General features: G+C 41.7%; 3 protein-coding genes. 1 reads left to right on the plus strand and 2 read right to left on the minus strand.

Features of this window, described 5'->3' with window-relative positions:
- Positions 1-754: 754 nt before the first annotated feature.
- A complete protein-coding gene (locus tag PH210_RS29515; RefSeq protein ID WP_289990294.1) occupies positions 755-1,513 on the plus strand; it encodes a (S)-benzoin forming benzil reductase in 759 nt (252 codons plus the stop codon).
- A gap of 19 nt (positions 1,514-1,532) precedes the next feature.
- Here the strand turns inward: PH210_RS29515 and PH210_RS29520 are convergent, their stop codons facing one another.
- Positions 1,533-2,906, minus strand: a complete 1,374-nt coding sequence (locus PH210_RS29520) for a sensor histidine kinase (RefSeq protein WP_289990296.1) — start codon at positions 2,904-2,906, stop codon at positions 1,533-1,535.
- Complete coding sequence (locus tag PH210_RS29525) at positions 2,884-3,594, minus strand: response regulator transcription factor (RefSeq protein WP_289990299.1); 711 nt, start codon at positions 3,592-3,594, stop codon at positions 2,884-2,886. The genes PH210_RS29520 and PH210_RS29525 overlap by 23 nt, the downstream gene beginning before the upstream one ends.
- Between the last annotated feature and the right edge of the window lie 404 nt (positions 3,595-3,998).

The raw sequence follows: 3,998 nt of genomic DNA on the forward strand, positions 1-3,998 counted from the left end.
AGCTCTGATTTGGTTTGTTTTTTCCAATAAACATTCTAACCAAATTAACCTACGTATTTACGAGTAGGAGCTAGTTTCGTTCATGATAACTCGTCGCTTCGCTCCTGCGGGGTCTCCCCTGCCCCGTACTCCCGCAGGAGTCTTCGCGCCTTCCGCTCCAATCAACAGAGTGTTTTTTAATAGAGACTTTCTAAAAACCTATTAAATAATATGAGCACAAGGAAAAGGTAGGGCTAAATCGAATAGCTAAATCGGGATCTTTATAAATTTAGAAAGGAAATATTGTGTTCAGCTTCGTCGTAGACTCAAAAGAGCTGCACGGCTTCACTACGGCCTGTTAAGGGGAGTAATATATAAAAGCGAACAGTTCCTCCTGACTGCAATCTGTCAAAAGATAAAAATGTTTGCAACGTTTTAGCTTGGTTTAGAAAGAGGTATGTTGCAGCTCCATTGGTTTATTTCCCCCCTGTTGATTGGAGCGGAGGGCACTCGACTCCTGCGGGATATAGAGGTCACTAGAGACCCCGCAGGCGCCAAAGCGCCGAGGAGGCTCTAGGACCTCCCCGCGGAAAGCGAGTGCCTGGAGCGGAAATCAACAGGCCATTAAGCAGAGACAATCAATCTTTAATAAATTGCCGAGGAAAATTACCTTTCTCGACAATCTGTGTAGTTCCATTTGGGACTGCTCTTTTTATTTGCTTTGAAAAATGGGGGAGAATAAAATAGTTATGAGTTACATAAAGGGGGAGTATTTTTGAAATATGCGGTCATTACGGGAACGTCAAAAGGATTAGGAGAGGCTATTGCCAAACGGCTGATTCAGGAACAAATCGCTATTGTTTCTGTTTCGCGCTTTGAAAATGAGGAAATTAAAAAACTGGCATGGGAAAAAGGCCTTTTTTATCAGCATTACTCTTGTAACCTTGCATTAGAGAAAGAAGTCCAAGAAGTATTTATGGAAATTGCCTATTATATTTTTCAAAAGAATCCAACAGAAATCCTGCTATTTAACAATGCAGGTGTCATTGAGCCCATCCATATGGTTGGCCACCTTGATCAAACGCCAGTCATTCGAAACATTCAAATCAACTTGATAGCCCCCATTCTGATTACGAATTTGTTTTTAAGTAAAGCGCAGCTCACTGAAACGATAATCCAAGTCATCAATGTCACTTCCGGTGCTGCAGTCCGGCCGATTGAAGGATGGAGTGTGTATGGCAGTTCCAAAGCAGGGCTGAATATGTTCACGCAAACAGCTGCTCTGGAACAAGCGGAAGTAAATTCGAATCATAAAATTATTGCCTTTAGCCCTGGGGTGATGGATACGAACATGCAGGAAACCATTCGTTCATCTACTAAGGATGCATTTAAGGACCTTGAGCAATTTAAAGAATATAAAGAAAAGGAATTGTTATTAAAACCCGATATCGTAGCAAATGCTTTAATTGAATTCCTACTTAGCGGAAATCTTGAAAGCGGAAAAGTATATCATATCAAGGATTTATTAAAATAGGCCCTGCAGATGCAGCGGCCTATTCTTCTTGCGGAAACCAAAGGGTTAAGCTCGTTCCTTTATTCAGCTTGCTTTTTACTTTAATGAGTCCTTTATGGGCATCCATTAAAGCTTTAACAATGGATAAACCAATTCCTACGCCGCCTGTTTTCCGGTCACGCGATTTATCGCCGCGATAAAAGCGCTCGAAAATATGGGGGATATCGTCTTCAGCCATACCTGAACCCTCATCTTGAATTTTAAAACCGACAAAGCCTTCCATTTCGGTTTCGACAGAGATGGTGACATTTTTTCCTTCGGGCGTATACTTCAAAGCATTGTTAAGGACGTTAGAAAGAATTTGCATCAAGCGATCCTTATCTGCTTCGAACAATTCCTCTTGGCCATGTTCTCCAATATGAAGCTGAACTCCCTTTTCCTTAAACAAGGGCATAAAAATTTCCCATAACGCTGCCAGTACACTTCCAGCATCTAATTCTATTTTATCAAGCCTGATTTGCGGATTTTCGGCTGCGAGTAATTTTTCTAATTCATTCACAAGTCTTACTAATCGCATCAATTCTTCATGACTGGTCTCGAGGCGCTCACGCGTTGGCTCCCAGATACCGTCCTGAAAAGCCTCGATTTGACTTCTTAAGGTGGCGAGCGGTGTACGCAGTTCATGAGCAAGATCGCCAGTAAACTGCTTCCGAAGCATTTCTTCTTTTGCCAAGGATTCAGCCAAATTATTGAAGGAGATGGCGATTTGCTTTACCTCAGTGGGTAAGCCTGATAGGGGAATGCGAATGTTCAAGTTGTGCTGCTGCAATTCCCCCGCCGCAAATGAAAGCTTATTTAAACCTGAGGTTAATTTTTTCGAAAAAAGCATGCTGAAGATAATCGCCAAAATGATTGTTAAACAGATAGCTGCAAGGATGTATAATTGGATCGTTTGGATAAAGGTATATTCATCGTCTATGAGGCCTTCCGGATAGATGGCAACCAGCTTGCCGATAATGGCATTGTCGACTTTCAGGATATAGGTTTTCGAGTGCCACTCCTCCCCGTTCGGTGTCGGTTCGGTTAACCCTAAGCTATTCAGCATGCCGCGAATGTTCGAAGAATCCAGTTGCAACTGCCCGAAGCGGTCATACAATTGAAAATAAAGCTGATCGGTCATCGCGTGCTCGTGTAAGAGTCCAAAGACCGGATCGCTTGTAAAATGGCCATTCTTGCGATAATCCTTCTCAATTTCCGTGATGATTCTATCTATCTTTTTTTCACGGTTTCGGTCTAAATAGCTGTGAAAGCTTTCTTCAAAGCCATACTGGATAAAAAAGCTGACGATTAAAATTCCGATCATCGAAATGAGTACCAGGTAAAAAAGAATTTTAGACCGGAGTGTTTGCAGCATCGAGCACCCCTCCAAATTTGTAGCCCATGCCAAAGACTGTTAGGATAAAATCTGGCTGCCTAGAATCCAGTTCAATTTTTTTACGAAGATTTTTTATATGAGTATCAACGCTGCGCTCGTAGCCCTCATAATACAAGCCTTCATCCTGAATTTTTTCTAATAGGTCCATTCTGCTGTATACTCGTCCTGGGTTCACCGCCATATTAGTTAGCAGTTTATATTCAATCGGAGTAAGGGTTACATATTGTCCATTTACAGTTACTTCTTTTTTATCCAGGTCAATTGACAGTCTTTTTCTATTGAATTCAAGACGTTCTATTTTTTCAGTCTTTTTCGCACGTCTTAAAATGGCTTGGACACGAACGACGACTTCTCTCGGGCTGAATGGTTTTGTTAAATAGTCGTCTGCCCCCATTACAATCCCGTTGATGCGGTCATCCTCGGCCGATTTGGCGGTCAGCATAAGAATCGGTACATCGGAATCTTTTCTGACGAGACGGCATACCTCTTCACCAGATATGTCAGGAAGCATTAAATCTAGTATGATTAAATCAGGTCTGATGGTTTTAACTTTTTTTAAGGCATCGATGCCATTATCGGCACAATGTATTTCATAGCCTTCTCTTTCAAGGTAAGCTTCGAGAACTTCTATAATTCTACGTTCATCGTCCACTAATAATATTCTCATTATTATCACTCCCCATATCTAAACTATATCATCATAGGTCTGTGATTTTTCTAACTTCACAAATTCACCACAAGTTCTTCATAACATCTTCAATTTTTCCCGCTAAGATGTAAGTGTAATGAAGAAAGAGGAGATTCCTTGAGGACCCCCAGTTTTTAATGATCACCTCTTTGATGCAGTAATTTGTTGAAAAACTCTTACTCATCCCAAATTTAACCTCTCTTTTTATATACCAGGGTGTCCCGGCTGCGGGATGCCCCATTTTTTTGATTTGGTCTGTTAAACTAAGTTGTTGATTTGCGCTCCAGGCGCTTCGCTTTCCGCGGGCGTGCCGGGGAGCCTCCTGATATGAACGAAACTTTCAAGGCCCCCACTCTACATCAGGTTTTGATCTACTTTTGACC

Source organism: Paenibacillus sp. BSR1-1, from assembly GCF_030403775.1.
Classification (GTDB): Bacteria; Bacillota; Bacilli; order Bacillales; family Cytobacillaceae; genus Neobacillus.

What these genes read in the sequence shown, in the direction of transcription:
- PH210_RS29520 (WP_289990296.1), bottom strand. Translation starts at nt 2,906, where the DNA reads ATGCTGCAAACACTCCGGTCTAAAATTCTTTTTTACCTGGTACTCATT.
- PH210_RS29525 (WP_289990299.1), bottom strand. Translation starts at nt 3,594, where the DNA reads ATGAGAATATTATTAGTGGACGATGAACGTAGAATTATAGAAGTTCTC.